General features: G+C 63.3%; 29 protein-coding genes. 18 read left to right on the top strand and 11 right to left on the bottom strand.

Annotated elements, in window-relative coordinates:
• Nucleotides 1-33: 33 nt before the first annotated feature.
• Nucleotides 34-1,173, top strand: a complete 1,140-nt coding sequence (locus tag ACQR1W_RS33000) for a hypothetical protein (protein ID WP_434854674.1) — start codon at nt 34-36, stop codon at nt 1,171-1,173.
• A 40-nt stretch (nt 1,174-1,213) separates the two neighbouring features.
• Nucleotides 1,214-1,966 (top strand): alpha/beta fold hydrolase, encoded by a 753-nt coding sequence (locus ACQR1W_RS33005; protein ID WP_008966937.1) that lies wholly within the window; start codon nt 1,214-1,216, stop codon nt 1,964-1,966.
• Here the strand turns inward: ACQR1W_RS33005 and ACQR1W_RS33010 are convergent.
• The gene (locus tag ACQR1W_RS33010) at nt 1,952-3,346 is read right to left on the bottom strand and encodes a hypothetical protein (RefSeq protein ID WP_008966938.1); all 1,395 of its coding nucleotides are present in this window, start codon (nt 3,344-3,346) and stop codon (nt 1,952-1,954) included. The two genes, ACQR1W_RS33005 and ACQR1W_RS33010, sit on opposite strands and share 15 nt — an antisense overlap.
• Nucleotides 3,347-3,726: 380 nt before the next feature.
• Here ACQR1W_RS33010 and cysE point away from each other — a divergent pair, with 380 nt between their 5' ends.
• Both cysE and ACQR1W_RS33020 read left to right on the top strand, forming a co-directional pair.
• Entirely contained in the window at nt 3,727-4,554 is an 828-nt protein-coding gene (cysE, locus tag ACQR1W_RS33015) for a serine O-acetyltransferase (RefSeq protein WP_434854675.1), read from the top strand.
• Nucleotides 4,555-4,790: 236 nt separating this feature from the next.
• Nucleotides 4,791-5,003, top strand: a complete 213-nt coding sequence (locus ACQR1W_RS33020; protein WP_006611186.1) for a DUF3126 family protein — start codon at nt 4,791-4,793, stop codon at nt 5,001-5,003.
• A 54-nt stretch (nt 5,004-5,057) separates the two neighbouring features.
• Here ACQR1W_RS33020 and ACQR1W_RS33025 read toward each other — a convergent pair whose 3' ends face one another.
• Nucleotides 5,058-5,738, bottom strand: a complete 681-nt coding sequence (locus ACQR1W_RS33025; RefSeq protein ID WP_434854676.1) for a hypothetical protein — start codon at nt 5,736-5,738, stop codon at nt 5,058-5,060.
• Nucleotides 5,739-5,979: 241 nt separating this feature from the next.
• Here ACQR1W_RS33025 and ACQR1W_RS33030 point away from each other — a divergent pair, with 241 nt between their 5' ends.
• Together ACQR1W_RS33030 and ACQR1W_RS33035 are read left to right on the top strand one after the other, a co-directional pair.
• Nucleotides 5,980-6,306 (top strand): DUF6949 family protein, encoded by a 327-nt coding sequence (locus tag ACQR1W_RS33030; protein ID WP_008966942.1) that lies wholly within the window; start codon nt 5,980-5,982, stop codon nt 6,304-6,306.
• A gap of 108 nt (nt 6,307-6,414) precedes the next feature.
• The gene (locus ACQR1W_RS33035; protein WP_434854677.1) at nt 6,415-6,945 is read left to right on the top strand and encodes a gamma carbonic anhydrase family protein; all 531 of its coding nucleotides are present in this window, start codon (nt 6,415-6,417) and stop codon (nt 6,943-6,945) included.
• An 8-nt stretch (nt 6,946-6,953) separates the two neighbouring features.
• On the opposite strand, the gene ACQR1W_RS33040 is transcribed toward ACQR1W_RS33035, so the two are convergent.
• Both ACQR1W_RS33040 and ACQR1W_RS33045 read right to left on the bottom strand, forming a co-directional pair.
• Nucleotides 6,954-7,121: a hypothetical protein gene (locus ACQR1W_RS33040; protein ID WP_434854678.1), complete on the bottom strand. Its 168-nt coding sequence runs from the start codon at nt 7,119-7,121 to the stop codon at nt 6,954-6,956.
• A 287-nt stretch (nt 7,122-7,408) separates the two neighbouring features.
• Nucleotides 7,409-7,816, bottom strand: a complete 408-nt coding sequence (locus ACQR1W_RS33045; RefSeq protein ID WP_434854679.1) for a hypothetical protein — start codon at nt 7,814-7,816, stop codon at nt 7,409-7,411.
• A 183-nt stretch (nt 7,817-7,999) separates the two neighbouring features.
• On the opposite strand from ACQR1W_RS33045, the gene ACQR1W_RS33050 reads away from it, so the two are divergent.
• Together ACQR1W_RS33050 and ACQR1W_RS33055 are read left to right on the top strand one after the other, a co-directional pair.
• Nucleotides 8,000-8,350 (top strand): hypothetical protein, encoded by a 351-nt coding sequence (locus ACQR1W_RS33050; RefSeq protein WP_434854680.1) that lies wholly within the window; start codon nt 8,000-8,002, stop codon nt 8,348-8,350.
• A gap of 131 nt (nt 8,351-8,481) precedes the next feature.
• Nucleotides 8,482-8,622, top strand: a complete 141-nt coding sequence (locus ACQR1W_RS33055) for a hypothetical protein (RefSeq protein WP_434854681.1) — start codon at nt 8,482-8,484, stop codon at nt 8,620-8,622.
• A 42-nt stretch (nt 8,623-8,664) separates the two neighbouring features.
• On the opposite strand, the gene ACQR1W_RS33060 is transcribed toward ACQR1W_RS33055, so the two are convergent.
• The 5 genes from ACQR1W_RS33060 to ACQR1W_RS33080 all read right to left on the bottom strand — a co-directional run bounded on the left by ACQR1W_RS33060 (nt 8,665) and on the right by ACQR1W_RS33080 (nt 12,866).
• Nucleotides 8,665-9,477 carry a dienelactone hydrolase family protein gene (locus tag ACQR1W_RS33060; RefSeq protein ID WP_434854849.1) on the bottom strand — a complete coding sequence of 271 codons (813 nt, stop codon included), beginning with the start codon at nt 9,475-9,477 and terminating at the stop codon, nt 8,665-8,667.
• A gap of 378 nt (nt 9,478-9,855) precedes the next feature.
• Complete coding sequence (locus tag ACQR1W_RS33065) at nt 9,856-10,374, bottom strand: hypothetical protein (RefSeq protein WP_434854682.1); 519 nt, start codon at nt 10,372-10,374, stop codon at nt 9,856-9,858.
• A gap of 303 nt (nt 10,375-10,677) precedes the next feature.
• Entirely contained in the window at nt 10,678-11,088 is a 411-nt protein-coding gene (locus ACQR1W_RS33070; protein ID WP_434854683.1) for a hypothetical protein, read from the bottom strand.
• A gap of 205 nt (nt 11,089-11,293) precedes the next feature.
• Nucleotides 11,294-11,920 carry a transglutaminase-like cysteine peptidase gene (locus ACQR1W_RS33075; RefSeq protein WP_035980547.1) on the bottom strand — a complete coding sequence of 209 codons (627 nt, stop codon included), beginning with the start codon at nt 11,918-11,920 and terminating at the stop codon, nt 11,294-11,296.
• Nucleotides 11,921-12,251: 331 nt separating this feature from the next.
• Nucleotides 12,252-12,866 carry a PilZ domain-containing protein gene (locus tag ACQR1W_RS33080; RefSeq protein ID WP_035980549.1) on the bottom strand — a complete coding sequence of 205 codons (615 nt, stop codon included), beginning with the start codon at nt 12,864-12,866 and terminating at the stop codon, nt 12,252-12,254.
• A gap of 191 nt (nt 12,867-13,057) precedes the next feature.
• Between ACQR1W_RS33080 and ACQR1W_RS33085 the strand changes: the two genes are divergently transcribed.
• The 7 genes from ACQR1W_RS33085 (at nt 13,058) to ACQR1W_RS33115 (ending at nt 20,562) form a co-directional block, all read left to right on the top strand.
• Nucleotides 13,058-14,032: an MBL fold metallo-hydrolase gene (locus tag ACQR1W_RS33085; protein WP_434854684.1), complete on the top strand. Its 975-nt coding sequence runs from the start codon at nt 13,058-13,060 to the stop codon at nt 14,030-14,032.
• Nucleotides 14,033-14,112: 80 nt separating this feature from the next.
• Complete coding sequence (locus ACQR1W_RS33090) at nt 14,113-15,033, top strand: AraC family transcriptional regulator (RefSeq protein WP_434854685.1); 921 nt, start codon at nt 14,113-14,115, stop codon at nt 15,031-15,033.
• Between the two features lie 259 nt (nt 15,034-15,292).
• A complete protein-coding gene (locus ACQR1W_RS33095; RefSeq protein WP_434854686.1) occupies nt 15,293-16,570 on the top strand; it encodes an ABC transporter substrate-binding protein in 1,278 nt (425 codons plus the stop codon).
• 112 nt (nt 16,571-16,682) lie between these two features.
• Nucleotides 16,683-17,546 carry a carbohydrate ABC transporter permease gene (locus tag ACQR1W_RS33100; protein WP_434854687.1) on the top strand — a complete coding sequence of 288 codons (864 nt, stop codon included), beginning with the start codon at nt 16,683-16,685 and terminating at the stop codon, nt 17,544-17,546.
• The gene (locus ACQR1W_RS33105) at nt 17,543-18,361 is read left to right on the top strand and encodes a carbohydrate ABC transporter permease (protein ID WP_434854688.1); all 819 of its coding nucleotides are present in this window, start codon (nt 17,543-17,545) and stop codon (nt 18,359-18,361) included. The genes ACQR1W_RS33100 and ACQR1W_RS33105 overlap by 4 nt, the downstream gene beginning before the upstream one ends.
• A gap of 12 nt (nt 18,362-18,373) precedes the next feature.
• Nucleotides 18,374-19,411, top strand: a complete 1,038-nt coding sequence (locus tag ACQR1W_RS33110; RefSeq protein ID WP_434854689.1) for an NAD(P)-dependent alcohol dehydrogenase — start codon at nt 18,374-18,376, stop codon at nt 19,409-19,411.
• A gap of 5 nt (nt 19,412-19,416) precedes the next feature.
• Nucleotides 19,417-20,562, top strand: coding sequence for an ABC transporter ATP-binding protein (locus ACQR1W_RS33115; RefSeq protein ID WP_434854690.1), 1,146 nt, complete (start codon nt 19,417-19,419; stop codon nt 20,560-20,562).
• A 22-nt stretch (nt 20,563-20,584) separates the two neighbouring features.
• Here ACQR1W_RS33115 and ACQR1W_RS33120 read toward each other — a convergent pair whose 3' ends face one another.
• Entirely contained in the window at nt 20,585-21,142 is a 558-nt protein-coding gene (locus tag ACQR1W_RS33120; RefSeq protein WP_434854691.1) for a PAS domain-containing protein, read from the bottom strand.
• A 496-nt stretch (nt 21,143-21,638) separates the two neighbouring features.
• On the opposite strand from ACQR1W_RS33120, the gene ACQR1W_RS33125 reads away from it, so the two are divergent.
• Both ACQR1W_RS33125 and ACQR1W_RS33130 read left to right on the top strand, forming a co-directional pair.
• Complete coding sequence (locus tag ACQR1W_RS33125) at nt 21,639-22,433, top strand: rhomboid family intramembrane serine protease (RefSeq protein ID WP_434854692.1); 795 nt, start codon at nt 21,639-21,641, stop codon at nt 22,431-22,433.
• Between the two features lie 232 nt (nt 22,434-22,665).
• Nucleotides 22,666-23,094 (top strand): CBS domain-containing protein, encoded by a 429-nt coding sequence (locus tag ACQR1W_RS33130; protein WP_008966963.1) that lies wholly within the window; start codon nt 22,666-22,668, stop codon nt 23,092-23,094.
• On the opposite strand, the gene ACQR1W_RS33135 is transcribed toward ACQR1W_RS33130, so the two are convergent.
• Nucleotides 23,081-24,097, bottom strand: a complete 1,017-nt coding sequence (locus tag ACQR1W_RS33135; protein ID WP_434854693.1) for a patatin-like phospholipase family protein — start codon at nt 24,095-24,097, stop codon at nt 23,081-23,083. The two genes, ACQR1W_RS33130 and ACQR1W_RS33135, sit on opposite strands and share 14 nt — an antisense overlap.
• A gap of 396 nt (nt 24,098-24,493) precedes the next feature.
• Between ACQR1W_RS33135 and ACQR1W_RS33140 the strand changes: the two genes are divergently transcribed.
• Nucleotides 24,494-25,558, top strand: coding sequence for a hypothetical protein (locus ACQR1W_RS33140; protein WP_434854694.1), 1,065 nt, complete (start codon nt 24,494-24,496; stop codon nt 25,556-25,558).
• Nucleotides 25,559-25,749: the final 191 nt, after the last annotated feature.

Consider the following 25,749-nt stretch of genomic DNA (forward strand, 5'->3'; position numbering starts at 1 on the left):
GTGCGACATGATCGCGAAAAGGCGTGAATCGGCGTGAAGATCGGACGACTCAATCTGGCCCTAGCCGGACTGGCGTTCAGCGTGGCCTTCGGTGCCGCGCTGTGGCCGCATGCCCGGAATGCTGGCGCGATTCTGGTGGCCCAGGACGATCCTGCGGCTCTGTCCCATATTCAGCTCAGTTCGTTATTGCGGAACAACGGGTCCCTGGTCGCGCAGAACATCGACGCGGCGCTGGCTGCTGATGACGCCGATCTCGCCAACAGTTTCGTGGCGCTCGCGCAGGATCAACACGTCGCCGTGAGTGATGAGCAGGCAAAGCGGGTGGCAGACGCGGTGGCCGAGGAAAATTCGACCGCGCATTTTGCCAAGCGCTTTGCCAGTGGCCTCGTCATGGGCCAGGCCGACGATGTCGCGAGCCTCTCCGGCACGGTGGCCGGCGACCTCTTCGTGTTCGGCGATGTCAGAGACGCCGTGCGCGAGGGCAAGCACCTGGTCATGGGCGAGGCAACCGACCGGCTAGTGCTGGGCCTCGCCACGGCCGGGCTGGCCGTGACCGCGGCGACCTATGTTTCGGCTGGCACCACCACGCCGGTCCGCGCAGGGCTGACGCTGGTGAAGGATGCCCGCAAGGTCGGCCGGCTTGGCGAGGGCCTTGCCGAATGGGCCGGCCGTTCGGCGCGCGAGGTGGTCGATGCGCCGGCGCTGGAGCAGGCGGTCGCCTCCGGCTCGGTGCTGCGTCCGGGCGAGACGGCGACCGCGATCAAGGCGGCATTCCGGGCCGAGAAAGCCGGCGGGCTGGTCCGGCTTGCCAAGGACGTCGGCCGCGTCACCGAGAAGGCCGGCACGCGCGGCGCGCTCGATTCGCTGAAGCTTGCCGAAGGCCCAAAGGATGTGGCGCGCGCGGCGCGTCTGGCCGAAGCCAAGGGCGGCCAGACCCGGGCGATCCTGAAGCTGCTCGGCCGCGGCGCGCTGCTGCTGATGGCCGGCACGTTCAATCTGACGCTGTGGCTGCTCGGTGCTGTGATGACGCTGTTCGGATGTCTCGCCTCGATCAAGGCGACGACCGAACGAGCCACACAGGCCTGGCTCGATCGGCGCAAGCGCCGCCGCCTTCGTCAGGTGCAGGCGGGTCCTGCCGTCCCTGTGCTTTCTCCCGCAGCGAGCTGCAGCTAAGTTTTTTTATCCTCCACGCCAACTTTGGGACTCATCGCCGATGCCGAGCTTTCACAACGGCGCAGTCGAAATTGCTTTTCTGGACGAGGGCGAAGGCGAGCCGATCGTCCTGGTGCACGGCTTTGCGTCGACCAAGAATGTCAACTGGGTCTATCCGACCTGGGTCAGCGAGCTGCGCAAGGACAACAGGCGCGTGATCGCGCTCGACAATCGCGGCCATGGCGATTCCGCCAAGCTCTACGATCCCGCCCAGTATTCCATTGCGGCCATGGCGGGCGACGTCACCGGGCTGATGGACCATCTCGGCATCGAAAGCGCCGACATCATGGGGTATTCGATGGGCGGGCGCATTGCCGCTCACATTGCGCTGGCAAGTCCGGCGCGGGTGCGCTCGGCCATCTTCGGCGGCATCGGCATGGCGATGATCGAGGGCGGCGGCCCCGGCGAGAATGTCGCAGCCGCGCTCGAGGCGCCGTCGCTCGATGACGTCACCGATCCCGTCGGTCGGACGTTCCGCGCCTTTGCCGACCAGACCCGGTCGGACCGGCTGGCGCTCGCCGCCTGCATGCGCGGCTCACGCGGGCTGATGTCGCGCGAGGATGCGGGACGCATCGGCGCGCCGGTGCTGGTTGCAGTCGGGACCACGGACGAGGTGGCAGGTTCCGCCTCGGCGCTGGGGGCGCTCATTCCCGGCGCCGAGGTGCTCGATATTCCCAACCGCGACCACATGCGCGCGGTCGGCGACAAGGTCTACAAGACCGGCGTGATCGAGTTCCTGTCACGCCGCGCGTAGCGGCTTGTCCGATTTTTCCGTGCTGAAATAGCGCACGGCGGCGATCAATGCGGTGAAGGTCGCGATCCAGACCAGTCGCGCGCCGTAGCGGTCGTGCGGTCCGGAGATCACGCCGCAGATCAGAGCGTTGCCGAATAACGCCAGCGTCACGGTTGCCGCGAGCAACGCGACGTCATCCCGCCGTCGGCGCCAGATCGCGTGGCCGACGATTGCGGCGACCGCCAGCATCGAGCCAAGCGCAACCGGTACATGCAGCCAGTTCACCAAGGCGAAATCGATGTCCCAATGCTGCTGATGCGCAGCGCGCATCGGTTTCGACTGCGAGGGAACGTACCGCTCGATGATGCCGTAAGTGTGCGGCAGCCAGCCATTGGTGCCTTCGCCGGTGGCGACATGCATCAGCTGCTCGACCGTTGCGGCTGCAGCCGCCTTCGCCTGCCAGAGCGGATATTCGGCAAGCGAGTGCTCGACGATGAAGCCCATCTCGTCGTTCATGCCTTCGAAGCGGCCGAGCGTGTTGAACATGCTCTTGCCCCACAGGAAGTCGTCGGCGGTGGGCGGCAGCTCGTTGCGATAGGGACAGAGCTTCAGCTTCTGCTGCGGGCAGTGATCCCGCAGATATTGCGTGACGATCCCGTCCTGCAGCATCCGGCCGAAAGCCACGCCGACGCCGCCCGGCGTCCAGGCGAACTGTCCGGAGAGTGCGAAGTTCGCGGCGAGCAGCATCGCCGCGCCTGCGATGATCGTGCCGCTTGCTTGCATCAAGCCCGACAAGGAAATTCGATCGCGGACGAAGTGCCTGGCGATCCAGCCGACGCAGCAGAGCCCGAACAGCACGCCCAGCGTGGCACTGTGCGTGGCCGATGCAAACGCCGTAAAGACGAACAGCGCGACCTTCTCCAATCCGGACGTCCGGTCTGCCTGGGTAGCCAGGATAAACAGGGCGAGCACGGCGGGCCCGGCGAAGAAATCCGTCAGCAGCATGCTGGCGAGCCAGGGCAGGGCGGTGGCGAGGATCAAGAGCAGCCCGATCCAGAGCAGCCGCAATGGCTGGTTAAGCCCCAGCACGCGCAGAGTGAGCTGCAGGATCCATAGCGTGGCCAGCGCCTGGAAGGCGAGATTGATCCAGAAGCCCGAGCCTTCGCCAAAATGCAAATACAGGCCGAACACGGTCGAGCGGCTGGGCACGAGATAGCCCTCGTACCAGCGCGCCAGATAGCCGCCAGTGTCCCACTGCAGGAGCGGATAGCCGTTCCACAGCGCCGGTGCGACCAGAAAAAGCGGGATGATGAGGACGGGAAGCCAGGCCGAACCGGTCTCGGCCGTGCGCGCGTCCAGGATCTGTGTGTTGGTGATGCCTGCGTCCCCCGTCTGGGCCACCCCGTGGCCCGGCCATATTTCATCAATAGTCGCAGAGCAATGGATGGTAAAGCCGGGCGGAGCCCGGGCGCAGGGACAGGCGCCCTTGCAGGCTTTTTTGCAAGGTTTCCTGGCTTTGCAGTGCGGGAAGGCGATGGGAGCAACGGGTGCTTGAATTCCGGTTCCCAGCGACCACCTTTCACGAACGCCTTTTCGCACGGCGGCATCCCGCTGCCGGCGAGGGGAAGTATGTCAATTTGATGTTGCGGGGCCGCTATAGCCGATATCTGACGCGCGACGTGACCCCTGACGTCCCCCGGCACGCAACGCCGCGCGCCGTAGGACACCGATCGGTCTCCGTGCTATAAAGCGACCCCCATCGAACCTGCGAGAGCAGCCACATGGCAATGCATCAGACCCAACCGCACGCCGGCAAGGTCGCGGCGCTCGATCCGATCTGGGATCGGATCCGGCAAGAGGCGGAAGACATCGTTCGCCGCGAGCCTGAACTTGCGACCTTCATCTATTCGACCGTGCTGCACCATGATCGGCTGGAGGATTCGGTCGTGCACCGCCTGGCCGAGCGGCTGGACCATTCTGCGCTGTCGGGCGATCTGATCAGGCAGACCTATGATGATGCACTGCGCGACGAGCCCGATCTCGGCCATGCCTTCCGCGCTGACCTCGTCGCCGTCTATGACCGCGATCCCGCAACGTCGCGCTTTATCGATCCGCTGCTCTATTTCAAGGGCTTCCACGCCCTGCAGACGCATCGCCTGGCTCACTGGCTGCTCCGCAAGAACCGCAAGGATTTCGCGTTCTATCTGCAGAGCCGTTCCTCGGCGGTGTTTCAGACCGACATCAACCCCGCGGCCAGGATCGGTCGCGGCATCTTCCTTGATCATGCCACCGGCTTCGTCTGCGGCGAGACCGCTTTGATTGAAGACAATGTCTCGATCCTGCACGGCGTGACGCTCGGCGGCACCGGCAAGGAAAATGAGGATCGTCATCCGAAGATCAGACACGGCGTGCTGATCGGCGCGGGCGCAAAGGTTCTCGGCAATATCGAGGTCGGCCATTGCGCGCGGATCGCGGCGGGCTCGGTTGTGGTGAAGCCGGTTCCGAACAATGTCACGGTGGCCGGCGTGCCGGCCAAGATCGTCGGTGAAGCCGGCTGCGCTGAACCATCGCGCACGATGGATCAGATGATCAATGCGATGGGGCTTTGATCCCGAGGAAATGCGCGCTCAAGTCAAGAGCTTTTCAACGCGGTGATTTCATGCGACCACGTTGATCGGCTGTGGATTTGACCGTGGCTGTGTTTGTTTCGGCGGTGTGAATCTGGGATCCACAGCGTCCTGTCCGGTCCGTACCTCTTTCCGAAGCACGGACTGGAACCGGGGCCGTGGCGGTTCGCGCCGTTTCGTTGTAAATCCCGCAACCTTGATGCCGATTGGAGATAGCCGTGGACGTTCAGGAAGTCAGGAAGTTAGACGCGTACCTTAAACGCGTGTTCGGCAATCCCAAGATCCGGGTGGTGCCGCGGCCCAAGAAAGAGGATTCCGCCGAGGTCTATATCGGTGAGGAATTCATCGGCGTGCTGTTCGTCGATGACGAGGATGATGATCGTTCGTTCCAGTTTCAGATGGCGATTCTCGAGGACGATCTGGTCGAATAAATCGTCCGGCCGGGCGTGCGCATGGTCCGAAGCCGAGCCGCCCGCCCGTTCGAACTATCCTCTGGAATGGTGGAGCTGCGACGTCAGCCGGTCCATCGCATCGGCGACGTTCTGCCAGTGCGACAGCCAGCTTCGGGGGAAGCGGAAGATGAGATCGGCGCCGTCGATGCGCCGTTCGCTCAAACACATGCCGGGCGTGGCTGCATCGCGGGTGCAGCGGGCGGCAAGCGGCGGCTGTTCGGCCAGGAAGAGATCCTCGCCGTCATAGGGCGTGCCGGCGCGAAAGCCGCGCATCGTCAGGCCGTCCCGCACCGAGGTGGCTCCCGCATCCAGATAGCGCGGATAGATGGTCCGCAGTCGCGCGTCCGGCGAGAGCGCATCATGATGCGCCGCGATCGACACGAAGATGCGGTCGATCGGTTGCGGCCCCTCGTTGAGCTGCTCGACGCTGACATGTCGCGGCGCTTCTGGTGCGGTGAGCGAGGGAAACTCGTAGCCGAGATCGATCCGCTCCTGTGGTCCGCTATGGCGCTGGATCTTCATGCGGACGGCGGCGGTCGGGACGTTGAACAACGTGCCACCCACGCTGACGGGTAGCTGATCGGGTCCTTTCGATGGAGCCGCGCCCCAGGTCGGCCACAGCAGATACGCGACTACGGCGACTGCAGCAGTCGCAAGCAGGCCGCCGGCCGCGAAGGGCAGAGCATGGGCATAGCGGCCCAAAGAGGTGCTCATGGGGCGGGCGCTGGGTTGATTTGCAGAAAACATCGTCCTCAGAAGGAGCTCGCACCGAATCAGCGCCGACTATGCCACGGAGGCGTGGCATTCCGGAGGATTTCACCCGGCAATGTTGCAGCTGATCTCGCAGGTCCGGCTTGCCGGTATTAACCCTTTCTTAAGGATAACGTGGCGTCGCCCTCCGATTTCTGCAAAACCTTGGGCCGGTAGTCTGGACGTTTGTGTGGATGCGTTTGCGATGTCGGCCGAGGCACTGAATTCCCTGTTCACGCTCCTGATCGGTTTTGCGCTCGCCGGCGCCTTGGCGAGCGGTTATCAAGCCTGGGCGGAGCGTCCCGCCGGCTTCGAACTGCTGCAGAAGGGGGTGACGCCGCAGCGCTTTGCAGCGGTGCCGTTCCTGGTGTTCGCGGCTCCCTTCATCATCATGCGCAACACCTTGCGTGGAGCCCGCATCGAACGGCGGCGCTTCGAGTTCGTGATGATGGCGACTGTGATCGCCGGCTTCTGGAGCATGATGTCCGGCACCTTCTTCGTGATGACGCTGCGCGCAGCCGGACTGATCTGATCCAGTTCCAGCTCTGCGCGCCTGTTGTGCGCGGCTTGCGGCCGCGCCGCTTTGCTTGAAAACGCCGTCAGCGCTGTGCCAAGGTCGTTTCACGAGAAGGAGACGCTGATGGCCATCTACGAGCTCGACGGGCAGGCGCCCGAGCTGCCGGCAAATGGAAATTACTACATCGCCGAGAGCGCGACCGTGATCGGCCGCGTGCGGCTGTTGAATGCGGCGACGGTCTGGTTCGGCGCCGTGTTGCGCGGCGACAATGAGTGGATCGAGATCGGCGAGGGCTCCAACATCCAGGACAATTCCACCTGCCACACAGATATGGGCTTTCCGTTGCGGATCGGAAAGAACTGCACGGTCGGCCACAACGTCATCCTGCACGGCTGTACGATCGAGGACGATGCGCTGATCGGAATGGGATCCATTGTGATGAATGGAGCGCGGATCGGGCGGGGCAGTGTGGTCGGTGCCGGTGCCGTCATTACCGAAGGCAAGGAGTTTCCGGAGCATTCGCTGATCATCGGCGCGCCGGCGCGCGTAATCCGAACCCTGGAGCCGGAGCAGGTTCAGAAGATGGGCAGCGCGGCGCGGTTCTATGTCGCCAACGGCCAGCGCTACGGCAAGGGTCTGAAGAAGATCGGCTGAAGCCGCCGTCAGCTCCCTTCACCCTCGTTGGCTTCGACCGCGGTGGCCACACGCTCGTGCCCTGCCGCCCACAAGGCATGTTGCTCGCTGCCGTCCTGGTAGGGATTGGCCTCGGCCGGAATGTTCTCGCGCGCGGCCCGCTGGCCCTGCTCGAACGGATCGGGATCGGCAGTCATGATGTCTTCCTCCTCTAGCCTCGTTTCTCACCGTCGCGGCCATCGCGCGCTGCGCCTTTGCGCAAGGCGTCTTTGACGTCCGAAGAGATGCTGCCGCGCGAGCGCGAGCGCGTTCAAAAGCGGCAGAGCCAGCTCCTTCAATCGTCCTCGATACCGATCCGTTCCCGGAACGGGGCGGTCACCCGACTGTTGAACGATCAGACCAAGGGAGATCGTCCAATGACCAGATTTTCATTAGGGACGTTTGTTGCGATCGTGGTTCTCACGGGATCAACGGCTGCCTTCGCTCAGGGCGGCGGCGGTTCGGGCGGTGGGGCAGGCGGCGGCGCAAGCGGCGCCAGCGCAGGAGGCGCCGCAAGCGGACCCTCGGCCGGCAGTCCGAGTGCCGTCGGCAGCCCGAGCGCCGGCACCGCAGGTGCGGGATCGATGGGCGTGAACGGCGTCCCATCGGGACCTGGCAATGCGGCCGGCCTCAACAATTCGGGCAACGACCCGAGCGGCGCCGGAAATTCGTCCAAATTGGCATCGCCACCTGCACCCGGGACTAACAGCTCCGGTACCGCACAATCATCTGGAGGATCGCCCTCCGGGACATCGGGCAATTCGCGCCCCGGCGTCACCACCGGCTCGGGACAGGGCGGTGGCTCGAACGCAACCGGGCAAGACGCTTCGGGACAGTCGACCGATGCTGCCATCAATGCGGAAAATCAGACACTCGATCGCAAGATCAAGAGCATCTGTCGTGGTTGCTGAATATTGCTGCAATGTCGCGCAGATGTGAGCGAAATTGCCCGACACCGGTTCCAAATCAGGCCTAAGGAATGTCGGATTGCGATGACGAGATCATCGCAGGGCTTGGAGTTGGAAAGGGTGTGTTGATGCGCAAGATACTGGTTGCGCTGCTGGCAGCAGCAGCGCTCGCAACGGCGCCTGGCGTCGCCTTGGCGCGGGGCGGCGGTGGCGGCGGAGGCTTTCACGGTGGCGGCGGCTTCCATGGCGGTGGTTTTCACGGTGGCGGCTTCCATGGCGGCGGTTTTTACGGCCATGGCTTCCACCATGGCTTCGGTCCCGGCTTCGCAGTAGGATTTGGCCTCGGCTATCCCTATTATTATGGCGGCTACTATCCTTATTACTATGACTATGAGGATGATGCCGGCTGCTACGTGGTGCGTCAGCGCGTGCATACCCGCTATGGATGGCGCTATCGGCGCGTCTCCGTATGTGAGTAGTCGGACCTGTGGCGAGACCGGCTGATACCGGTCATCGCAATTGGAGCGCCGCAGGTTAGGCTGACGTTGGGAATTTTCTTGTTGTGCTGACTATCGCCCAGGCGCGGTATGCAGCTTGCAGGGAAACGGGCATGATGATCTCGCTGACATCCCCGGAACTCACATTGCTGTTTCTCGGCATCGTCGTCAGTCTCGGCACCGCGCTGGTCTGGATGATGTGGGAGCTCGAGCAGTCGGCGAAAGGGCGCCGCAACGGGCCCCGCCTGCACTAGGACACTGCCGCGCGGCCTATCAGCCGCGCGGCGTATCTCGCCTCAGCCGAGGACGTTGTACTTCTTGAACCAGGCCTGCATCTGATTCCAGGCGTCCTCTGCCGCTTCCTTGCGATAGCTTGCGCGATAGTCGGCATGGAAGCCGTGCGGAGCACCCGGATAGATCTTGAACTCCGCCGTCTTGTGGTGCTCGGCCAGGGCCGCCTTCATCGCCTCCACCTGCGCAACCGAAATGCCGGTATCGGCTTCGCCATAGAGGCCAAGCACCGGCGCCTTCATCTCCGGCGCAAGCTGCATCGGGCTCTTCGGCCAGGCCGGATTCGGCGCATCGACCGGCGGACCGTAGAACGCCACGCCGGCCTTCAGCGCATCGTTATGGGCGGCATATTCCCAGACCGTGCGGCCGCCGCGGCAGAAGCCGATAATGCCAAGACGGGCGCTGTCGCCGCCCTGCGATTTCGCCCAGGCAACGGTGCTGTCGAGATCGGAGAGCAGCTCGGCGTCCGGCTTCGCGTTCACGATTGGCAACAATTGCTGGATGTCGGTGATCTTGGTGAGGTCGACGCCCTTGCGGAAGTAATAGTCCGGCGCAATGGCGAAGGCACCGAGCTTGGCGAGCCTGCGCGTCACGTCCTTGATGTACTCGTGCAGGCCGAAAATCTCCATGGCGACCAGAATCACCGGTGGATTGGTGGCGTTGGCCGGTCGCGCGAAATAAGCGGGCATCTCCCCGTCGGCAACCTTGATCTTGGCGTCGCCGGCCTTGAGGCCGTTGGTGTCCGTGGTGATGACCTCGGCGCGGACGGGGCCCGCAGCCAGGGTGTAGCCGGCTGCCACCGCGGCAGAGGCGGTCATGAAACCGCGGCGGGAGAACGGAGCAGTTTTTGTCAGTCCGATGACATCGGACGGCGCAAGCTCGGTGGTCATGAAGCCTCCTCTGCTGGTGGGAGGCGCATTCAGCAAAGAAATGTTTTGAAAGGCAAGTCACCAGGGCGAGAGACAGCCAAGACCGTTTCTTTGGCCTTGGTCTCCGCGGATGAGGGGGCCACAAAAAACAAGGCCGCTGGCGTAGTATGCCGCCAACGACCTTGCCAGCCCCGGATATTGAAATTGGCCCTGCGCCATCCTGAAATTGGCTGCCATCCGGTGACGTGAGGATGGACCCAAAGCCTCCGATCATTTGTGAAACAGTTCACAAAGTTCCGGGAAAATTCGGCGGGACTTGTACCGAGTTCAGGCGCGGTTGCGGCGATGGCGATGCGCGCTGCGACTCGCATGAGCACGGGTGCGGACTGCTCCGTTTCGGACCACGGACTCCGTCGGCTCGGCACTCGGCGCGCTCGCAAAGGATTGCCGTAAGCTGTTGACGGCCTCGGTCAGGGTGGCGACCTGGTCGGAGAGCCGCTTGCTGTCGGCCTGCTGCGCGGCCAAGAGGCGTCGCATCGTCTGCAGCTGGTCCTGCACCATCTGCAGCTGATCAATGGATTCCTGCTGGGTCGCTTCGAGGCCCTTGGTCTTTTCCACCAGTTGCTCGGAAGCCTGCGCGGTGCGCGCCTGCAACTGGCGCGCCGCCGCCATGCGATCAGGCTCAGGCGCAGATCCGCCATAGGCGCGCCACAGCGCGATGGCGGCAATGCCGACCACCAGCACCAGCAAGGCTGCGGCTGCAAGCGCGATCGGCTGCGTGCCGATCAGCTTGGGATCAACTGATTTGGGAGCATGTGGTCTGGTATCGCGCGTCAATGGATGCATCGCAAAACCCGCCGTCATCGAAAAAACGTGGTGCCCTGACTGACAGTCAGCGCTTGACCCAAGCAAAACAACTTCGACATCCGCGGAGGCGGCAGCGATCGCCCCTCGTGCCGCCGATCTGACGTCGCCAACTCGCGCGCGGCAAAGTCTCTTTCACGACCTCAGATCGGAGGCGATGGTAAGCTTCTATTGGAAAATTCGACAAAAAGGAGGCGGCAGCCTCATTCATGGCAGCCGAATGCTGCAGGACAGCAAATCGTCCAGCCCGAGACCACCTGGTTGCGAGGTGGAAACCCCGAGGAGCTACTGCGCGCTAGAGCAGTTCTTGCAGATCATCAGCTTCTGCTTCAACCGCTCCTCGTCGGCCTGGTCGAGCGCCTGCTGTTCCTCATAACCGACATCTCTGCGGTAACTTGTGGAGCGGGCCGACATGGCATCCACGCTGTCAGCCTTGCGCCGGGCTTGTTTCCGCGCCGGTCGCACCTCGATGGAGTCGCTCTCTGATCCCATCGATTCCGTGGCGTAGAGGCCGTCCTCGTCCGAGGCGGCAGCCACGGCCCTGGCTGGGGCGGGCGCCGCCGCAGGTGCGAGCGCTGCAGCCGGCGCGGGTGTCAAGCTACCTGCCAGCGGCGCGTTGCAGCTGCTCGGCGAGAGGCAGCAGTTCGAGAGGGTGACCGCTGCGGCGAGCAGCATGGCGCTTCGCAATATCATCATGGCCATTACCTAAGACGCAGGAGGTCGGAAAGTTCAAGGCTGACCTTAGCGGATCGGCCCACGAAGTCTCGCCATACGTTCAAAGCAAGGCCGAAAAAAGTTGCGGCCAGGCCTTGGGGGAGGCCTGGCCGCGCGCGAACCGGTCTGGGACGGGGAGGGGTGGGGATGTGACCGGGTCGCGTAACTCCGTTTGTCTTGGTCGCCGTCAGCGCTCTTTCGCGCTCGCAGTTGCCACCGCCGGTCGACCGTCGCCCAATGAGACCCACACATTGGGGTCACTTTGCGATTGCCGCTTCACGAAGCGGTAGCCAGTTTCGGTCCAGGCGACGACATTTTCGTTCTGGTTGTCGAGAATGAACTCGCCCTTGTCGGTCTTGACGGTCAGCACAGCGTGACCTTCGCCTTTGCGGTCGCGCACCACCGTGATCAGCAGCGCCTCGCGTGGCCAGCCGGCATCGATCAGGAGCTTGCGCTTGAGCAGAACGTAATCCTCGCAATCGCCGTAGCCGTCCGTCGGCAGCGACCACTTCTCGACCACGCCCCAATGATCCATGTCGGTCATCGGCTTGACGTTCTCGTTCACCCAGCGGTTGACCTTCAGCAGGTCACGCCAAGCGGTCTGTGACAGCACGATATCGCGGGGCTGAGAGGGAGTGCCACGGCACTCCTCCGGCGTGTCAGTGCAGAACTCGATCCATCCGATCGGCGCGCGGGTCGTGTCGCCCAGGCTTGCGTAGAGCACCCGCTCATCTGCGGCATGGGCTGCTGCGCCCATTGCCAACAGGATGGCGCCCGCCGCCAACCCTTTCCCCAGTCCCGTCCGCTTGACCATTGTGGCCCCCGTTGTCGTTGGGACCACGTTTCGCACAAACAATTTGCCCGGCCGCTAAGTACTCGAAGTACATTTAAGTTGAATCCAAGTAGAGGTTGAATCTGTTTTGAGCTTTACTTGAATCTCATTTGAGTAAAATCCAACAAAACTGCATTTAATTAAAATGCGATGGATCTTGTCCGATCCCATTGATCTTGCTGGTTTTCGGCGCGCTTAGGTGCGCGCACCTTGCGCTCTGCGCGATGGCCATGAACGCGCGCAACAGCCGGCGGTCGGTATCAGCCGACGCCGGTTGTCCCCGGAGACTTGCGGAATGGAGCGAGGCGGCGCTTTACCGCGCGGTAACGCTCTCTTCGAGCGTTTCAGCCAATTGCGAATGCAGGAACTCGATCGCGAAACCGTCTTCGAGATTGCGCACGACGCGCGCGGCCACGCGGCCGAGCATCACCTGCGACTTCAAGGGCGGCTTGGTCTCCGCGGCAATGGCTGCACCCGACAGCGACAGGTCGATGATGCGGCAGGTCATCTTGGTGCCGTCGTCGAGCGTGAGCACGGCGATCGGGTTGCGCGGAATGATACGATCGTGGCGGCGATCTTCCGGCAGATTGAGGATGTCGCGGTTGGCGAGCCAGGTCAGCTGTGCGGCCAGCTTGTCGCGTTTGCGTGCGGTTGCCCCGATCGTCATCGCAAAGCCGTTGTCGATGATCCGGGTGATCTTGCCCTCGACGCGGCCGATATGGTCGAGATAGGCGATGACGCGGTCGCCGACATTGCCGATCCCAGGGGCAAGCAGCGCAAGTCCGCCGGGTGACATGTTGATCACCTGGCAGGGGAATTCACGCCGATCCGGCAGCATGTAGCGGCCGAGCAGGTGGACCTTCACCCGCTGAAAGCGACGGCGCTCCTCGGCGGCCGGAAGAGTCAGTTTTTTGTTCGGCAACGCCATGTTTCGCCATTCAGTCCGGCTCTGTGGGATCGTACGACCCTACGTCCTTCAGGGTTAATGCGGCGTTACGGGATGTTCCCGGCAGGCGTCGCACCGCGGAAAGGCAGCGCTTAGGTTTGCCGAAGCTGGTAGGGAAGAAGATGTGCGCATCGCGTTTTCGCGGCGAGCCAATCAAATAGGGGGAAACGTTCATGCGATCTTTGATGGGCTTGGTGCTGGCGCTCGCAGGCGCCATGGTCGGATTTGCCCCGGCTAACGCGGCCGACCTGAAGGTGACCCTGCTTGGCACCGGCACGCCGACGCCGCGGCTGTCGAGCTTCAGCGCGTCCACGCTGGTCGAAGCCGGGCCGGAGCGGCTCATCTTCGATCTCGGACGCGGGTCCACCATTCGCCTCTATCAGAAGAAGATCCCGCTCGGCTCGATCACCGCGCATTTCATCACCCACCTGCATTCCGACCACATCGTCGGTTTGCCTGACATGTGGCTGAGTGGCTGGCTCGGCACCCCCTGGGGCTCGCGTCAGTCGCCGATGGTGATCTTCGGTCCGAAGGGGACGGTCGCCATGACCGAAAATCTGACCAAGGCCTTTTCAGAGGACATCAGGATCCGGATCGCCGATGAAGGCTATTCGCCCGTCGGCATTGCCTTCGCTGCGACCGATATCGAATCGGGACTGGTCTACGACCATAACGGCGTCAAGGTCACCGCGATCGAGGTCAATCACGGCGAGAAGATCAAGCCGGCGCTGGGCTATGTCGTCGAGTTCGATGGCAAGAAGGTCGTCTTGTCGGGAGATACCAAGCCCGATCCAAGGGTGGCGAAGGCGGCCGAAGGCGCTGACCTCTTGATCCACGAGGTCGCAATGATCGATCCGGAGCTGCTGAAGACATTTCCGAGCTACCGTGCCATCGAGGACCATCATACTTCGCCGGAGGAAGCCGGGAGGATCTTCTCCGAGGCCAAACCGAAGCTCGCGGTTTACTCGCATATCGTCTTCGCGACCGTGAAGCCGGTGCAGGATGTGCCGGAGGACGTGCTGGTTGCGCGTACGCGAGCGAACTATCAGGGCCCGCTGATCGTCGGGCGCGATCTGATGTCGTTCGTCATCTCCGATCACGTCGAGGCCTTTGCGCCGGACGGTACAGCGGCAAGTCTTGCACCGTAGAACGTGCACCCTAGAACAAGCCTTGCACCCTCGAAACGGGCGCGATACCGAGGAGCTCAAAGGGAAGAGAAACACGCCGCATGCCGACCAAATTGGCCTCGCTGTCGAAGCTCGCGACCAAGCCTCCGGTGTTCGAGCACATCATGGTCGAGCCGTCGGAATCCTTCTTATGGCGGTGCGATGACTATCCCTGGGAACGCAACGTCTGGAACTATCATCCGGAATATGAGATCCATCTGATCCGCAACGCCTCGGGTGTCGCGCTGGTCGGCGATCACATCGGCCATTTCGGGCCCGGTCATCTCACCGTGGTCGGAAGCGGCCTGCCGCACGACTGGGTCACCGTCGTCGCGCCGGGCACCCGGATCCTGCAGCGAGACATCGTGCTGCAGTTTGATCCCGAGCGCATCAGGAGCGCCGCGTCAGTGCTGCCGGAGCTGGCGCAGGTCGATGCGTTCCTGAAGCGAGGGCTGCGCGGGCTCTCCTTCCATGGCGAGACCCAGCGCGTGGCCGCCGGCCTGCTGGAGGAGATGGGGCGGATGAGCGCGCTCGCCCGGCTGTCGCATTTCCTGCGGCTGCTGCATCTTTTGAGCGTGTCCGAGGACTACGAGATCCTGTCGTCGGAAACCTTCACGCCAAATCTCGATGTCAGCGCGCTGGCGACGATCCAGCGGGCACTGGGATTCATCCACCAGAACTTCAATCGCGAAATTGCGCTCAGCGACATCGCAGCGATGTTCGGTATGAGCGAAACCGCGTTCTCCAGGTTCTTCAAGAAGAACACCGGCAACACCTTCACCGAGCACGTCACGATCCTGCGGGTCGCCGAAGCCTGCAAGCTGTTGTCCGATACGACGACCGCCATTACCGACATCTGTTTTGAGGTCGGCTATTCCAACATCTCGAACTTCAATCGCAAGTTCAAGGAACGTCGCGGCATGACGCCGTCGCGCTACCGCGAACTGGCCCGTCGTCGCACACGATCGCGACTGGCGGTGTAATCGCCACAGCACGCTTGGAATCGAGCGCTGCTTTAGGCGTGCAACGCGCAGATCATGCGCAAAGCAGGGTGTGGTCCGCCCTGGGGCGCGTCTTGCAAAAAAGTACAGGTTTTGCGCATGGCGACCGCTAGGAAGCGGTCGGCGCGCTCGTATTTTCGCAATCAGCGGCGCATCCGAATGGCTCATGCAGATCAAGGACCAGCGATAAAGGTCCGAGCGCCGTGGTTCAGCAATGCCTTTGTTATCCAGGGAGGGAAGCATGGCACTTCATAACCGGCTATCGGTTTATCTCAGCGGCATCCTGCTATCGACGGCGCTCGCCGGGTCCGCATTTGCGCAGAGCTGCAGCGGCTCAATCAAGGTGCTGGCGCAGACGCGCGATGGCCTGACATTGGCCGAAAAGTACAAGGGCGAGTTCGAGAAGCTCAGCGGCGGTGCCACTTTCGACATCGATTATCTGAACGAGAACGATCGCCGTGCCAAGACCAAGGCGGACGCCTCGACCGTCGGCAAATACAACGTCTACTATATCGACGAAGCCAACGTGGCGCTGTTCGCTTCGTCGAAATGGATCGTCCCGCTGCTCGACTACTATCCCAAGCAGTACAACTACTCGGATTTTGATCCCGGCCGCCAGAAGGTCGCGACCTACGACGGCAAGCCGTGGTTTGCGCCGCTGACCGGCGGCGGTGATCTCCTGGTCTACCGCAAGGACCTGCTCGAGAAAGCGGGCGTCCAGCCGCCCAAGACGCTCGACGAATTCATCGCCGCCGTGAAGAAGCTGCACGATCCCGCCAACGGAGTTTATGGCATCGCGCTGCGTGGGCAACGCGGATCGGGCGCCAATGTCTGGCGCTGGATGCCTTATTTCCGCGGCTTCGGCGGCAACTGGTTCGAAGGCAATACGCCGGTGTTCGACAGCGACGCCGCGGTCAAGGCAACCAATAGCTATCTCGACCTGTTCAAATACTCCGCACCGGGCACGCAGACCGGCAGCTGGGACGAGTCGGTCGGCGCGTTTCTGTCCGGCCAGGTTGCGATGCTGGTAGAGTCGACGCCGCTGGTCGGCCTTGCGCTCGACCCGAAGGTCTCCAAGGTCGTCGGCAAGGTCGGCTATCTGCCGCCGCCGACGCCGCTGACTGGCGGCGGCTATGGACATGGCCTCGCCATTGGTGCCAAGGCGAACAAGACCGAGCAGGCGAAAGCCTGCGCCGGGCTCTTCATCGGCTGGGTGACGTCGAAGGAGAACGAGCAGCGGCGGCTGGACGCCGATCAGTTCAGCGAGCTCAATCGCACCAGCATCATGACCAGTGATGCCTTCGCCAAGAAGTACGGCGCCGACCTCGGCAAGGCGCTCGCCGACACCGCGAAGGTGACGGCGGTCAACTTCTGGCAGGATCCGCAATGGCCCGACCTCGGCGACCACTGGGGCATCGAGCTCGAGGAACTCGTAACCGGCACCCGGAAGGACGTGAAGGGCAGCCTCGACGAGCTCAACGAGTTCGCAAAAGGCCTGATGGCGAAACGCAAGTCCTGATCAGCAGGCTTCGATGAAGCGTGTGAGATGACGGCATGTGCGTGTCGTCATCTCGCCTTTGCGTTAATCTCACCGCGCGGGACGTACGGGCAAAGGGAGGGAATCGCCAGATATGAAGTCCAAAACCTCCTTGCCGGCGGTGTTCATCTCGCCCTCGATGATTGTGCTCGCCGTCCTGGCCTTCGTTCCGACCGCGTTCGCGATCAATATCGCATTCCAGGACAAGCAGCTCAGCAGTGAGGACAGCCACTATGTCGGGTTGGCAAATTTCATCGCGCTGTTCTCCGACCGGCGTTTCCTGAATTCGATCCTCGTCTCGCTGACCTGGGAGGTCATGACGGTCGTGGCCACGATGTGCATCGCGGTCCTGCTCGGCATCCTCATGTTCGAGGCCGCCTCGGCGCGCATGCGCAACATTCTGTCAGTGGTGTTTCTGATCCCCGTGCTGATGCCGCGGGTGTCCGCGGCCTTCGTCTGGAAATTTGCGTTTCACCCGCTGTTCGGCTTGGCCGTCTATCCTTACAAGGCGATTACGGGACAGCCGCTCGACCTCTTGGCCAACCCGTCGACGGCGCTCGCCACGGTCGCCTTTGTCGACGTCTGGCAATGGTCGCTGTTCTTTTCGGTGATCATCCTGCATTTGCTCGAGAGCCTGCCGCATGAGCCGCTGGAGGCGGCCGAGCTCGATCATGCACGGACCTGGGAGCGCTATGCTTATGTTGCGCTGCCCATGCTCAAAATTCCGCTCATCAGCCTCACATTCGTGAAGATGATCGAGTCGCTGCGCTCGTTCGACCTGATCTATGTGATGACGCGCGGCGGCCCCGGCATCAAGACCGAGACGCTCGACATGTACGCCTTCTCTCAGGGCTTCATCGAGTCCGGCAACATTTCCTATGCGTCGAGCATGGCCGTGCTGATGATGGTCGCAACCACCATCGCCTTCACCGCGCTGTGGAAGCGGGTGCACGCATGAGTCGCCGTGGCAGAGGCAAGTGGATTGCGAAATCGGCTGTCGCTTTGGCGGCTGCAATTGCAATCATTCCGGCGTTGTGGACGCTTCTGAACGCGTTCAAGAACCGAGTTGATCTCGTCACGCCAACGCCGCTGCTGATCTTCCACCCGACGCTGGACAACATCCTGTATGTGCTTGGCCGTGAGAGCGTCACCGCGGGCCTGATCAACTCCATCCTGGTCTCGGGCGCCTCGGTCCTGATCGGCATGGTGCTCGGCCTGCCTGCAGCCTATGCAGTCGCGCGCTATCCGATCAAATGGGCCGACGACATCCAGTTCTTCGTGTTGTCGCTGCGGTTCCTGCCGCCCGTGGCGGTCGCGATTCCCTTGATGGTGATCTGGCTCGATCTCGGCCTCTATGACAGCCGCGTCGCGCTGATCGCGACCTATACCTTGCTCACGCTGTCTTCCATCGTCTGGCTTGCTGTGCCCGCGTTCAAGCGCGTGCCGAAGGAAGTGGAGGAGGCGGCCAAGGTCGACGGCTACGGGCCTTATGCAATCTTCTTTCTGATTGCGCTGCCGATCGCATCAAGGTCGCTGATCGGTGCGGTCGCCTTCAGCTTCGTGCTGGTCTGGAACGAGTTCCTGATCGCGCTGATGCTGACGACTTCCGATGCCAAGACGCTGCCGATCGTCGCCTCCGAGCTGACCCAGCTCGGCCGCGACGTGCCCTGGGGCATCCTGAACGCGTCCGTCATTCTGCTTTCGCTGCCGCCGCTGCTGTTCATCGGCATTCTCAGCGGCTTCCTCAACAGCGTCATCAAGAAGAAAGCCTGAAGGAGGTTCGTCATGCGCGCTTTGGTCCTGGAGAAAAAAGGCGAGCTTGCGCTCCGCGACATCCAGCTCGATGACCGTCTCGGGCCGGAGGATGTCCGCATCAAGATCCACACCGTCGGCATTTGCGGTAGTGACGTGCATTACTACACGCATGGCCGGATCGGCAGCTATGTGGTGGAGGCACCGATGGTGCTGGGTCACGAAGCTGCTGGCACCGTGACCGAAGTCGGCAGTGAGGTGAGCGGGCTCAAGGTCGGCGATCGCGTCTGCATGGAGCCTGGCGTGCCAAATCTGGCCTCGCGGGCCTCCAAGCTCGGCAAGTACAATGTTGATCCGGCCGTCAGGTTCTGGGCGACGCCGCCAATCCACGGCGTGTTGACGCCGAGCGTCATTCATCCGGCCGCCTTCACTTTCAAGCTGCCGGACAATGTCTCGTTTGCCGAGGGCGCGATGGTCGAGCCGTTCGCGATCGGCATGCAGGCCGCGGCCCAAGCGCGGATCAGGCCCGGCGATGTCGCGGCCGTGGTCGGATGCGGCCCGATCGGCATCATGGCCGCGCTGGCCGCGCTCGCGGGCGGTTGCGCCAAGGTCTACATCTCCGATGTAAGCGCCGAGAAGCTCGCAATCGCAGCCGGCTATGACGGCATCGTGCCGGTGAACATCCGCAACGAAAGCCTGGCCTCCGTCATCGCGCGAGAGACGGGTGGCTGGGGCGCCGATGTCGTGTTCGAGGCGAGCGGCAATCCGAAGGCGTTCGAAGACCTGTTTGCGATTGTCCGGCCTGCCGGCGCAGTGGTCCTGATCGGCCTGCCGGTCGAGAAGGTCGCATTCGACGTGACCGGCGCCATCGCCAAGGAGGCCCGCATCGAGACCGTGTTCCGCTACGCCAACGTGTTCGACCGGGCGCTCGCCCTGATCGCCGCCGGCAAGGTCGATCTCAAGCCGCTGGTCACCGGCACATATAAGTTCGAAGAGAGCATCACCGCGTTCGAGCGGGCCGCCTCCGGTCGGCCGACCGACGTGAAGCTGCAGATCCTGGTCGAGGGCTGACCATCGTGGCCAGAATATCCTGCTCGCATGTCTGCAAGTCCTATGGCCCGCTCGAGGTCGTGAAGGACTTCAATCTCGAGGTCGAGGACCACGAGTTCGTCGTGTTCTTAGGCCCGTCCGGCTGCGGCAAGTCGACGATCCTGCGCATGGTGGCCGGGCTCGAGGACATCTCGGGCGGGACGATCTCGATCGACGGCAAGGTCGTCAACGACCTGCTTCCGCGGGAGCGGGGTGTCGCGATGGTGTTCCAGAACTACGCGCTCTATCCGCATATGAGCGTGTTCGCCAACATCGCCTTTGGTCTGAAGCGGATGCGGGTGCCGCGAGAGGACATCGAACGTCGCGTGCACGAGGTCTCGGCGATCCTGGGCCTGGAGGCGCTGCTCGATCGCAAGCCGGCGCAATTGTCGGGTGGGCAGCAGCAGCGGGTGGCGATCGCGCGTGCCATGATCAAGACGCCGGCCGTGTTCCTGTTCGACGAGCCATTGTCCAATCTCGATGCCAAGCTGCGCAGTCACATGCGCGTCGAGATTGCACGTCTGCATAAGCGGCTGAAGACCACGACGATCTATGTCACCCATGATCAGCTCGAGGCCATGACGCTCGCGGACCGCATCGTCGTGCTGCGGGCCGGCCTGATCGAGCAGGTCGGCACCCCTGCGGAGATCTATGGATTTCCGAGGAGCCGTTTCGTCGCCGACTTCGTCGGATCGCCGCGCATGAACCTGCTCGATGTCACGGTCGGGGAGGCGCCCGACAACAAATGGGCGCTGTCGACCGGACACGAGACGTTCCTGGTCGAGCGCGGCCGCTTCGACCTGCATCGCGGCATGCGTGCCGTGCTCGGCATTCGGCCCGCCAATTTGAAATCCACCTCGCCTGATATCAGGCTCAACGGCCTCTCGGGGGTCGTCGACCTGGTCGAATATCTCGGTGACGGCGTGCTGCTCACGATCGCGCTTCCCGGCGAGCCGGCACGGCAGGTCACGGCCTTGGTGCCAGCCGAAGCCGCGCCCGTCGCGGGGACGGTGGTCGGCTTCGGCACGCCGCCTGAGGCGATCCATGTGTTCGATGCGGAGACCGGCAAGTCCTGCCGTAGCGCCTATCCTGGCGCCGCTGAGGCCAGGCAGGGCATGCGAGATGCGTCCTAGCTTGCGCGATGCATGGCGCTAGCTATCGCAAGCCCTCATAGACCATCAGGCCGCGGGCGAGCGCCAGCTTGCGCAAGGTGCGTGGCACGATCGGCTCCGGCGGGCGATGGACATAGCGCCAGGACACGATCTCGAGCGGACCGAGGGTGCCGTGCAGTTGCTCGAACGGCGCGAGCAGGCCGGTGAGGCTGATTGGCTCATGCGCGCGCGTGTTGAACGGCAACATCAGCAGCTCGAGATGGGCGCGCGACTGATCGGGCGAGGGGGCCGTGACGCCGACGACCGCGGGCAGCATTTCCTCCGAGACCACCGCCACGATCTCCTCGATCTCGCGGCGGCTATGGGCAGCGAATTGCGCCGGGAAGCTCTTGTCTTTCATATCGCCGCCGAGCAGCGCGCAGAGCCGCGTTCCGGCCATCCGGAACGGGAAGCCCGCATCCGGATCGCAGGACAGCACGAAGATATCGCCGAGCAGTTCGCGCACCGCGGACGGCTCGATTTCGCTACGGTCGGGGGCGCGGGCGAAGCCGCGCTGCGTGTCCCAATAGGCGAAGAAATCGCGATTGGACGGATGTTTCATCGAACTTACCCCTGGCCCCTGTGATCAAGCGGGACATTTCTGTCTCGCTCTCGGCCAGGTGCCTCCCTGGTTTGTTGTGCAGGAGGGATGTTGCAGCGTCCATGCCGATGCGGTGACTGCGCCTGTTTTTCCCGGGCCTTCCCATCGTTAAGGTTAAATTAACGATGTGCTTGGCAACTGAGGAACGGCCGGTAAGATCATGCGTATCAAGCTTGCGCTGGAAGGTGGAAGGTCCGGCGCAAGACGGTGAAGCGAACGACACGAGGCGGCGTCAAACAGTCTGGTCACGCGGCGGGGAGGGGTGGGGATCTGGTCCCGGCGGCTCTCCGCAGCTTAAGGCCGGCAAACCTCAAGGAGGGAGGGCTTTCTCAGAGCCCTCCCTTATTCTTTTCGCCGCGTCCTCATGCGATCAACAGGCCGTTTGTGCGCTTGCGTAAGGACGCCAAAGCCGCCTATCTGGGCCCTCTGCTGTCCTCCTGCTGAAGGCGCCCACCCCTTGGAATCGTCGCCAGACCTCCCGCAAGAGCTCCCGCCAGCCCCGCCGCGCGAGCCGATCCTGACGCTGCCCGGTGCGCTGACAGCCTATGTGCTCCTGATCGCTGCGATCCATCTGCGCGTCCTGCTGCCGGCTGAGTGGGAGAACTGGACCGTCGATGTGTTCGGCTTCATTCCCAAGCGCTACGATTCCACGCTGATGGACGTCGACTTCCCTGGTGGGGCTGGGGCCAAGGTCTGGACCTTCGTCAGCTATTCGCTGTTGCATGCCAATCTGACCCACATCGGATTCAACGTCCTGTGGCTGTTGCCGTTCGGCAGCGCATTGGCGCGCCGTTTTGGCGCGCTCAGGTTCTTCCTGTTCATGGCCGTGACCGCCGCGGCCGGCGCGCTGGCACACCTGCTGACGCATGAGCACGAGATCGCGCCAATGATCGGGGCGTCGGCGTCGGTCTCGGGCACGATGGCGGCCGCGATGCGCTTTGCCTTTGTGCAGGGCAGTTTTCTGTCCTTTAGCCGTGGCGACGCGGAAGCCGCGGCCAGGGTCCCGGCCTTGTCGCTGTCGCGTGCGCTGCGCAATCCGCGCGTGCTCGGCTTCCTCTCGGTCTGGTTCGTCGTGAACATCATCTTCGGCGTCTGGTCGCTCTCGATCGGGACCGATGGCGCCAGCGTGGCGTGGCAGGCGCATATCGGCGGCTTCATCGCCGGATTGATCCTGTTTGCGCTGTTTGATCCCGTGCCGCACACGCGCGATGCTGCACCTGCGTCGCCTCCGGCGGAGCGTGAGCTGCACTGATCGCGTGCTTGCGATAGCAGGCGATTTCATTCATCATCACACGCTCGCAAAGCGGGCGGAAAGCCCCATGTGAGGTGGCGGCGTCAGCGTCGCAGCGGATATGCACGCTGGCTTGCCGAGGTTGGCTGCAGTGAATGCAGCGCTCAAACTGTTGATTTAGACTCGTGAAACGCCAAGCCGAAAGCCGCCCCGCGCAAGAAGGGTGGGACCGGCTTCTCAAGGAGACAAGTCGATGACAGTACGCGCAATCCTCGATACCAAAGGCCATCAGGTTGAGAGCGTCGAGCCGGAAACAACTCTTGCCGATGCCGCCAAGCGTCTGGCCGAGCGCAAGATCGGCGCTGTTCTGGTCATGACAGGAACGCGCATGGAAGGCATCCTGTCCGAGCGCGATATCGTTCGGGTCTTGGGCGAGCGCGGGGCCGAGGTGCTCGACGAGCCGGTCTCCAGCATCATGACCCGCCGGGTCGTGAGCTGCCGGCCGGCGGACACGGTTTCCGCCATCATGGAAATGATGACGCTCGGAAAATTCCGGCACCTCCCGGTCATTGATGGCGGGCTCGTCGTGGGCCTCATCTCGATCGGCGACGTCGTGAAATGGCGCGTTCAGGAATACGAGAACGAGCAGGAAGCCCTCCGTCAGTACATCAAGACGGCGTAGCTCCGTCTGGAGGCGTGATGACGCCGATCGCGTCCTGGAGCGAATCCAGGGCGCGCTCGGCGGCACGCGTGCCGGCCGCGATCAGGTCGCTAGCGCGATGAAAGTCGAACCAGCCGATCTGGCCGACGCGCGGCGTGATCAAGAGGTCGGGCGGATCGCCCGCGAGACGCGCGCGGGTGATGCGGTCCTGCATGATGTTGAACGCATCCACCATGACGGACGAGATGCCGGGCCGGCCGCCGCCGCCGAAGAACTCGCGTTTGACCGTGCGCTCGGGCGAGAAGAACTTGCCGAAGCGTCGCTTCGGCGGGGTGGGTTCGATGATCGTCTCCGGCACCTCGACCGGCTGACCGTGCGAATAGATCGTCGTGGAATGCGTGAACACGTCGCTCGATAAGTTGGCGGCGATGACGATCTCGGCTCCGAGCGCGCGCGCCGCCGATACCGGGACCGGATTGACCAGCGCGCCGTCGACCAGCCAGCGGTCGCCGACCAGGACCGGCGCGAAGATGCCGGGCAGGGCATAGGAGGCGCGCATCGCATCGACCAGCCGGCCATGGGTCAACCAGATCTCGTGGCCGGTGCGCACTTCCGTCGCCACGGTCGCCACCTTCATGGAGAGCTCCTCGATCGTGGTCCGGCCGAGCGACGCCTCGAGCTGGGCGGCCAGCTTCTCGCCACCGATCAGGCCGGAGCCGTTGAGGCGGATGTCGAGATAGCCGAGCACGCTGCGGATCTGCAGGCTGCGCGCCCATTCCTCCAGCGTGTCGAGGTGACCGGCGGCAAAAGCGCCGCCGACCACGGCGCCGATCGACGTGCCGACCACGACATCGGGTACGATGCCGTGCGCAAGCAGGGTGCGAATCACGCCGATATGGGCGAAACCGCGCGCCGCGCCACCGCCCAAAGCGAGCCCGATCACAGGCTTGCGGATGGCACCAAGCCCGACCTTGCCGTTCTCCTCTGTGCCGTTCTGACGGCGCCCAATCAACATATCCAACACGACAACCATCTCCAGGGCGTACGCTCTTGATCCGTCACACGGCAGACTACGCAGTCAAACCAGCCCCTCACCAGTTCGGAGCGGAAGCATGGTTTATGCCCGCTCATGCTCCGGCGTCCGACTTCGTTCCATTCGCAATGGCCTCATACGCGAACTTCGGAGTTCAATTCCGAACCGCCACCCCGGTGAACTCCGGACGCGCCGCACGAGGGCAGATCTGATGGCGCCATTTTCCGGTTCCGACAACCCCAAGCGGCCTCGTCCGATGTTGTGGCGCGGCTGGATTGCTGCAACGCACGAAGATGTGACCAACGTGCCGGAAACGCGGCATCCCTTGGTCCACCGTGGATACACAGGCTTGAATTCGCCGCGTTTTCGGTGAAAAGCAGGACGATGATGACGAGACGTGGCGGCATGACCAGAGACCGGCGCGGCGCAAGGCTGCGCGCGCTGTTGGCCGCGGCCACTTTGCTCTGCGCAGGCGGCGTCGGGCCGGCGAACGCGCAATTCTTCAGCGACCGGCCGCCGCCGGTACCGCCGGCCGCTGTGCCCGATCCGGGCGCCGCGGTCAGCCTTGCACCGCCGTCCGGCCCTGCCGCCGGAGCGCCGCCGCCGATGCCGACCGCGCCCCCATCCGTCGCAGCGGTGCCGCCCGCCACAACGCCCGCCGCGCCGCCGCAGACGCCGAGCGCGCCCACTCCCACGCAAGCGGTGCTGGCGCTGTCGGCGCGCTACGGCAAGGACCTGCCGAACGTCAATGGCGGCCTGGTCTGGCGGGTCTTCGCCGACCGTCCCGACGAGACCGGCACCTTCAAGATGCTGCGGGAAGACCGCACGGCGACCCCGAACATCGTGCTGCCGCCGGGCAATTACGTGGTCCACGTCTCGCTCGGCCTGGTGAGCGCCGTGCGCACGGTGAGCCTGAAGACGGACACCGATCGCGAATCGTTCGTGCTGCCGGCCGGCGGGTTGCGGCTGGAGGGACGCGTCGGCGCCAGCAAGATTCCGCAGAACCAGCTCACCTTTGCAATCTACAAAGGCAGCCAGTTCGAGGGCGGCGAGCGGCCGCCCTTGGTGCCGAGCGTGGCGGCCGGCGACGTGCTGCTGCTGCCCGAAGGCACCTATTACATCGTCTCCAACTATGGCGACGCCAATTCGGTGGTGCGCTCGGATATTCGCGTGCAGGCCGGCAAGCTGACCGATGTGACCGTGACCCACCGTGCGGCCGTGATCACCTTGAAGCTGGTATCGGACAAGGGCGGCGAGGCACTTGCGAACACGGCGTGGTCGGTCATCAATCCCGGCGGCGACGTGATCAAGGAATCGATCGGCGCGTTTCCGAAGGTGGTGCTGTCGGAAGGCGAATATCGCGCAATCGCCAAGAACGAAGGCAAGGTCTTCGAGCGCACCTTCAGCGTCGTGAACGGCGTCGACGGCGAGGTCGAGGTGATTGCGCGCTGACTGTGCGCCAGCGTGCGCGTTGGACCCGCCAACACACCGATCTGTGTTGATTGGTCGTAAAATTGCAATAACCATCGGTCGACTTCAAACTGTCATAATTCGCAATTTCCGCGAAATTTGTTTTCATTTTTACAAGGCATTAAGCCGCCCCTTCATTGGATACCGGCAGCGCCACATTGTGCAGCGCGCCG

The sequence above is a fragment of the Bradyrhizobium sp. HKCCYLS1011 genome (assembly GCF_051167795.1).
GTDB lineage: Bacteria > Pseudomonadota > Alphaproteobacteria > Rhizobiales > Xanthobacteraceae > Bradyrhizobium.

What these genes read in the sequence shown, in the direction of transcription:
- ACQR1W_RS33005 (WP_008966937.1), top strand. Translation starts at nt 1,214, where the DNA reads ATGCCGAGCTTTCACAACGGCGCAGTCGAAATTGCTTTTCTGGACGAG.
- cysE (WP_434854675.1), top strand. Translation starts at nt 3,727, where the DNA reads ATGGCAATGCATCAGACCCAACCGCACGCCGGCAAGGTCGCGGCGCTC.
- ACQR1W_RS33025 (WP_434854676.1), bottom strand. Translation starts at nt 5,738, where the DNA reads ATGAGCACCTCTTTGGGCCGCTATGCCCATGCTCTGCCCTTCGCGGCC.
- ACQR1W_RS33030 (WP_008966942.1), top strand. Translation starts at nt 5,980, where the DNA reads ATGTCGGCCGAGGCACTGAATTCCCTGTTCACGCTCCTGATCGGTTTT.
- ACQR1W_RS33035 (WP_434854677.1), top strand. Translation starts at nt 6,415, where the DNA reads ATGGCCATCTACGAGCTCGACGGGCAGGCGCCCGAGCTGCCGGCAAAT.
- ACQR1W_RS33040 (WP_434854678.1), bottom strand. Translation starts at nt 7,121, where the DNA reads ATGACTGCCGATCCCGATCCGTTCGAGCAGGGCCAGCGGGCCGCGCGC.
- ACQR1W_RS33045 (WP_434854679.1), bottom strand. Translation starts at nt 7,816, where the DNA reads ATGGCAGCATCGGTCGACTGTCCCGAAGCGTCTTGCCCGGTTGCGTTC.
- ACQR1W_RS33050 (WP_434854680.1), top strand. Translation starts at nt 8,000, where the DNA reads ATGCGCAAGATACTGGTTGCGCTGCTGGCAGCAGCAGCGCTCGCAACG.
- ACQR1W_RS33055 (WP_434854681.1), top strand. Translation starts at nt 8,482, where the DNA reads ATGATGATCTCGCTGACATCCCCGGAACTCACATTGCTGTTTCTCGGC.
- ACQR1W_RS33060 (WP_434854849.1), bottom strand. Translation starts at nt 9,477, where the DNA reads ATGACCGCCTCTGCCGCGGTGGCAGCCGGCTACACCCTGGCTGCGGGC.
- ACQR1W_RS33065 (WP_434854682.1), bottom strand. Translation starts at nt 10,374, where the DNA reads ATGCATCCATTGACGCGCGATACCAGACCACATGCTCCCAAATCAGTT.
- ACQR1W_RS33070 (WP_434854683.1), bottom strand. Translation starts at nt 11,088, where the DNA reads ATGATGATATTGCGAAGCGCCATGCTGCTCGCCGCAGCGGTCACCCTC.
- ACQR1W_RS33075 (WP_035980547.1), bottom strand. Translation starts at nt 11,920, where the DNA reads ATGGTCAAGCGGACGGGACTGGGGAAAGGGTTGGCGGCGGGCGCCATC.
- ACQR1W_RS33080 (WP_035980549.1), bottom strand. Translation starts at nt 12,866, where the DNA reads ATGGCGTTGCCGAACAAAAAACTGACTCTTCCGGCCGCCGAGGAGCGC.
- ACQR1W_RS33085 (WP_434854684.1), top strand. Translation starts at nt 13,058, where the DNA reads ATGCGATCTTTGATGGGCTTGGTGCTGGCGCTCGCAGGCGCCATGGTC.
- ACQR1W_RS33090 (WP_434854685.1), top strand. Translation starts at nt 14,113, where the DNA reads ATGCCGACCAAATTGGCCTCGCTGTCGAAGCTCGCGACCAAGCCTCCG.
- ACQR1W_RS33095 (WP_434854686.1), top strand. Translation starts at nt 15,293, where the DNA reads ATGGCACTTCATAACCGGCTATCGGTTTATCTCAGCGGCATCCTGCTA.
- ACQR1W_RS33100 (WP_434854687.1), top strand. Translation starts at nt 16,683, where the DNA reads ATGAAGTCCAAAACCTCCTTGCCGGCGGTGTTCATCTCGCCCTCGATG.
- ACQR1W_RS33105 (WP_434854688.1), top strand. Translation starts at nt 17,543, where the DNA reads ATGAGTCGCCGTGGCAGAGGCAAGTGGATTGCGAAATCGGCTGTCGCT.
- ACQR1W_RS33110 (WP_434854689.1), top strand. Translation starts at nt 18,374, where the DNA reads ATGCGCGCTTTGGTCCTGGAGAAAAAAGGCGAGCTTGCGCTCCGCGAC.
- ACQR1W_RS33120 (WP_434854691.1), bottom strand. Translation starts at nt 21,142, where the DNA reads ATGAAACATCCGTCCAATCGCGATTTCTTCGCCTATTGGGACACGCAG.
- ACQR1W_RS33130 (WP_008966963.1), top strand. Translation starts at nt 22,666, where the DNA reads ATGACAGTACGCGCAATCCTCGATACCAAAGGCCATCAGGTTGAGAGC.
- ACQR1W_RS33140 (WP_434854694.1), top strand. Translation starts at nt 24,494, where the DNA reads ATGACGAGACGTGGCGGCATGACCAGAGACCGGCGCGGCGCAAGGCTG.